This is a genomic window from Aliiroseovarius subalbicans (genome assembly GCF_022678625.1).
Taxonomy (GTDB): domain Bacteria; phylum Pseudomonadota; class Alphaproteobacteria; order Rhodobacterales; family Rhodobacteraceae; genus Aliiroseovarius_A; species Aliiroseovarius_A subalbicans.
Map to the genome: position 1 here is coordinate 1 of NZ_JALBYQ010000012.1, position 3,904 is coordinate 3,904.

The 3,904-nt window shown below is 59.2% G+C and carries 3 protein-coding genes; all 3 read left to right on the top strand.

Annotated elements, in window-relative coordinates; translation table 11 throughout:
- Window positions 1–193 precede the first annotated feature (193 nt).
- The 3 genes from MN188_RS17515 to MN188_RS17525 are packed head-to-tail and all read left to right on the top strand — an operon-like array spanning window position 194 to window position 3,859.
- Window positions 194–1,855, top strand: coding sequence for a glycosyltransferase family protein (locus MN188_RS17515; RefSeq protein WP_242110628.1), 1,662 nt, complete (start codon window positions 194–196; stop codon window positions 1,853–1,855).
- A complete protein-coding gene (locus MN188_RS17520) occupies window positions 1,855–2,892 on the top strand; it encodes a glycosyltransferase family protein (protein WP_242110629.1) in 1,038 nt (345 codons plus the stop codon). The genes MN188_RS17515 and MN188_RS17520 overlap by 1 nt, the downstream gene beginning before the upstream one ends.
- A 52-nt stretch (window positions 2,893–2,944) precedes the next feature.
- Entirely contained in the window at window positions 2,945–3,859 is a 915-nt protein-coding gene (locus MN188_RS17525) for a hypothetical protein (RefSeq protein ID WP_242110630.1), read from the top strand.
- Window positions 3,860–3,904 lie beyond the last annotated feature (45 nt).

Below are 3,904 nucleotides of genomic sequence, written 5' to 3' on the forward strand. Positions count from 1 at the left end.
GGGTACCGATTTCTCCGACTTATCGAGCGCGGATTTCGTGTTCCTGTGACCCAGTTCCTTTCTAGGCCTATATGGCGGCTTCCGGATCAACCGAAGCCGCCTTTTCCCGTCCGGATTTCCGATTCTTTAACCTTAACAAGGGTAGGTAGGGGCCACGGATATATGTCGGGGGCGAAACCGGGATGGGCATGCAATGAACAAGTTTCTACCAGGTTGGGCTGGCAAGGTGCTGCAGGACAGGCAGGCGCGGGCGGAAGACCCCGAAGGTTTTGCAGTTCGGGCCGTGGTTGCACCGCACTTTGACCGAGACTTCTATTTGCGCGCCAACCCGGATGTGGCCAAGGCCGCCGCAGACCCGGTCGCGCATTACCTTGACTTCGGGTGGAGCGAAGGGCGCGATCCGCACCCCGATTTCTCGACCCGCGAATACCTGTGGAACAACCCGGATGTGGACGCTGCCGGGATCAATCCCTATTGGCACCACCTTGTGTTCGGGCGGGACGAAGGCCGAACCGTGTTCGAACCGCCTGAGCCCGACCCGATCCAACTGCTGTTTGAACTTCCGGATTTGGAAGAAGAAGTTGCGCTCTGGACCGAGGATCGAACGCCACCCAATCTGGTAACCCCAGACGTTTTTGGCACAAAGCTGCGCGAAAGCTTGGAGGCCGGCGCGCAGGATCTGGTGATCAGCTTCGGGCAAGATCACTATCGCGAAAACACCGGGGGGGTTCAGGTTTGCCTGCAACGCGAAGAACGAGCCGCGCGCAGACAGGGGATGAGTTATCTCAATCTGTCGCCGCACCAACCGCTGCCAAGGTGCGCGCATGACAGTGATGAGGACGCGTGCGCCCTGCGTGTCGTGTTGGACGGTGAGACCCTGGGCGTGCTTGGGTTCGACGCGGTGCGCGATCTGCTCGGTGCGATCACTCCAGGTCTTTCGCGGGCGTCGATCGTGATCCATCACCTTCTGGGCCACATGCCCGAGCACGTGCTCGAAATCGCTCAGATCGTGGGCGTTTCCGAGGCGTGGTTCTGGTTGCACGATTACTTCTCGATCTGCCCCGGCTACACGCTTATGCGCAACAAGCGGGTCTTTTGCGCCGCGCCGCCCCCGGCTTCTCTGGCCTGCAAGACTTGTTGCTTCGGCGCCGAGCGTTTGCCCCATATCGACCGGATGACGCATTTGTTCACGCAGCTTGATATGCACGTGATCGCCCCGTCGAAGGTGGCGCGTGATATCTGGGTCGACACGGCCGCCTTGCCCCACAAATCCCTGACCGTTCAGCCCCATGCGGCCCTTGACTGGGATCCGGCACAGGGGGGGGATGACGAAAGTGCACCCGAACAGGACGGTCTGCGTGTGGCCTATGTCGGGTCTCCGATGCCGCACAAGGGCTGGAAGGATTTTAAAAATCTTCACAAGGCGATGTGGGACGACAAGGAGATCACGTTTCACTATTTCGGCACGGCCGAAGTGCCCGCCCGCCTTGCAAAAACGCCAGTCCGTGTGACGGAGAAGGATGAGCATGCGATGATGCATGCCATCCGGGACGCGGGGATCGACATCATGGTGATGTGGGCGCATTGGCCCGAAACATATTCCTTTGCGACGCTTGAGGCGATTTGCGGTGGGGCCTTCGTGGTAACGAACCCGAACTCCGGAAATGTCGCCGCTTTGGTCAAAGCGCTAGGGCGGGGCCTGGTGTTTGAGGATGTCGACGAGCTGCTGGCGTTTTTTCAGGGGCCAGACCTTCGACGCGCCCTTGAAAAACACCGCGCGCAACGGCGGCGACAGGTTCCCCGGCTGCACTACAGCGACATGACGATCCCATTGCTTGAGCGGGAGGGCCAATGATGACAATTCATGCCTTTACAAGTTTCACCTACAGCTATCTCAACCGCGCACGTGTTCTTGCCGCGACCTTGCGCCAGCTGCACCCGGATTGGACAATCTGGGCGGTCGTGACCGACAAGACACCCGAAGGGTTCGACTTCAACCTTGCGAAAGAGGATTTCCATCACGTGATCACGGCCGAGGATCTGGTTGGCGACGGTGTCGACCAATGGCTGTTCGGTCATGATGTCGTCGAGGCTTGCACGGCGGTCAAAGGCCTGGCCTGTGCCCACCTGTTACGCGATGTGGGGGCTGAGAAAGTGATCTATCTTGATCCCGACATTGCGGTGTTCGGCGACCTGTCCCCGGTCGCGGACCTGTTGGACACGCATTCCATCGTCTTGACCCCGCACCAGACCATCCCCGAAACCGACCCCCGCGCGATCATCGACAACGAAGTCGCCTCGCTGCACTACGGCACCTATAATCTGGGTTTTTTGGCGCTCAGGAACGATTCTGAAGCGTTGAAATTCGTCGACTGGTGGGCCGACCGGCTTCACGATTGGTGCCATGACCGCCTGGATATCGGCGTGTTTGTGGACCAGAAATGGTGCAACCTGATCCCCTGCTTCTTCGACCATATCGCCACGTTGCGGGATGACGGTTTCAACGTTGCAAGCTGGAACCTAAGCCAACGCGAATTGAGCTTTTCCGACCAAGGCGAAGGGCTGATAAACGGAGTACCGCTCAGGTTCTTCCACTTCACCAAACTGGGCCCCGTCGGCGATCAGATGACGCGACGGTATGCTGGGGACAACACCGAGGTCTTCGAGCTGTGGCGCTGGTATCGGCGCGCGGTAGAGGGCGCGAGCGACCGGGCCATTCCCGAAGGGTGGTGGTACTACGGGCGCTATGACGACGGGGCGCCCATACCCAAAGAGGATCGCGCCTTGTATCGCACCCGGCCTGACCTGCGCCGTACCTTTCCCGATCCGCGCCGAACCGGGGTTGGGTCGTTCCGGGATTGGCGTTTGGCGCAAGAAGGCGAACGGGTATGAACGGTGCCCCACAGTTGTTCCGGGCACCGTTTTCCGGGTCGGAGAAGCGCGTATGACCGATGCCCGGAAATGGTATGTTGTGGTCTATCAATACGGAAAAGTCGCCAGCACCTCGCTTGTCGCATCCTTGAATGAGGCGCCGCAGGTCGACGCGGTTCAAAGCCATTTCCTTGGCGAAGCGGCGCTAAAATCGATGGTGCCGGTGCTGACCAATCCCGACAACGCACGCTATTTCTTTGACCACCAGATCGGGCAATTCAATCTGAACGTCGAAACCACGCGTCGTATCAATGCTCTGCTGGCCGGCCAAGGGGGCGACCGTCTGTTGTTTCTGACGGTTGTACGGTCGCCTTGGGATTGGTTGCGGTCGGCCATTTCGCAGGACATCAACGGCTACCTGCCGACCCTTGGGCAAATCTCCGGACCGCTCGGTTTTCCCCACATTCAGAAAGGCGCGTTGATCCGCGAAGGTGTCCCAGTCTTGCTAAAGGAATTCAGCCGCATGATCAGGCAAGCCGGTGGGATCGACGCGATTGCGACACAGATTCGTGAGGGTCAGTTTCGGGTGCGGGATTTGGCGCGCCCGATTGATATTGCGGGATTCAACCAGCTTTTTTTCCTTATGCTGCGCCCTTTCCTGTGGTTCGAAGAGCACTACCGCGTTGCAACCGGTATCTCACCCGATGAGATGGAGGACCAGGGCGGGTATTGGCTGACGCGGCGCGCGCGCGCGGATTATCTTTTGCTGAAGTTCGAAACCCTGTCGGCCACCCTTCCGACCGCTCTACGTCAGTTGGGTATTGCCTTCGATGGTGGGTTGGCCCAACGCAATGTGAGCGCGGCCAAGCCCTACGATCAGGAGTTGAAAGATGCGTTTTTGCACCCTGACCTGGCACCGTTGATGGCGCAGTTTCGGCAAACGGAACACGCGCGATTCTTCGGTTACGCGGACCTTGACGCCCCCTAAGAGAAGATGAAGTCGTCTCCGGTCAACTCGGCGACCATTGTACCT

Coding starts and splice junctions, on each gene's coding strand:
- MN188_RS17525 (WP_242110630.1), top strand. CDS start 2,945: ATGACCGATGCCCGGAAATGGTATGTTGTGGTCTATCAATACGGAAAA.
- MN188_RS17515 (WP_242110628.1), top strand. CDS start 194: ATGAACAAGTTTCTACCAGGTTGGGCTGGCAAGGTGCTGCAGGACAGG.
- MN188_RS17520 (WP_242110629.1), top strand. CDS start 1,855: ATGACAATTCATGCCTTTACAAGTTTCACCTACAGCTATCTCAACCGC.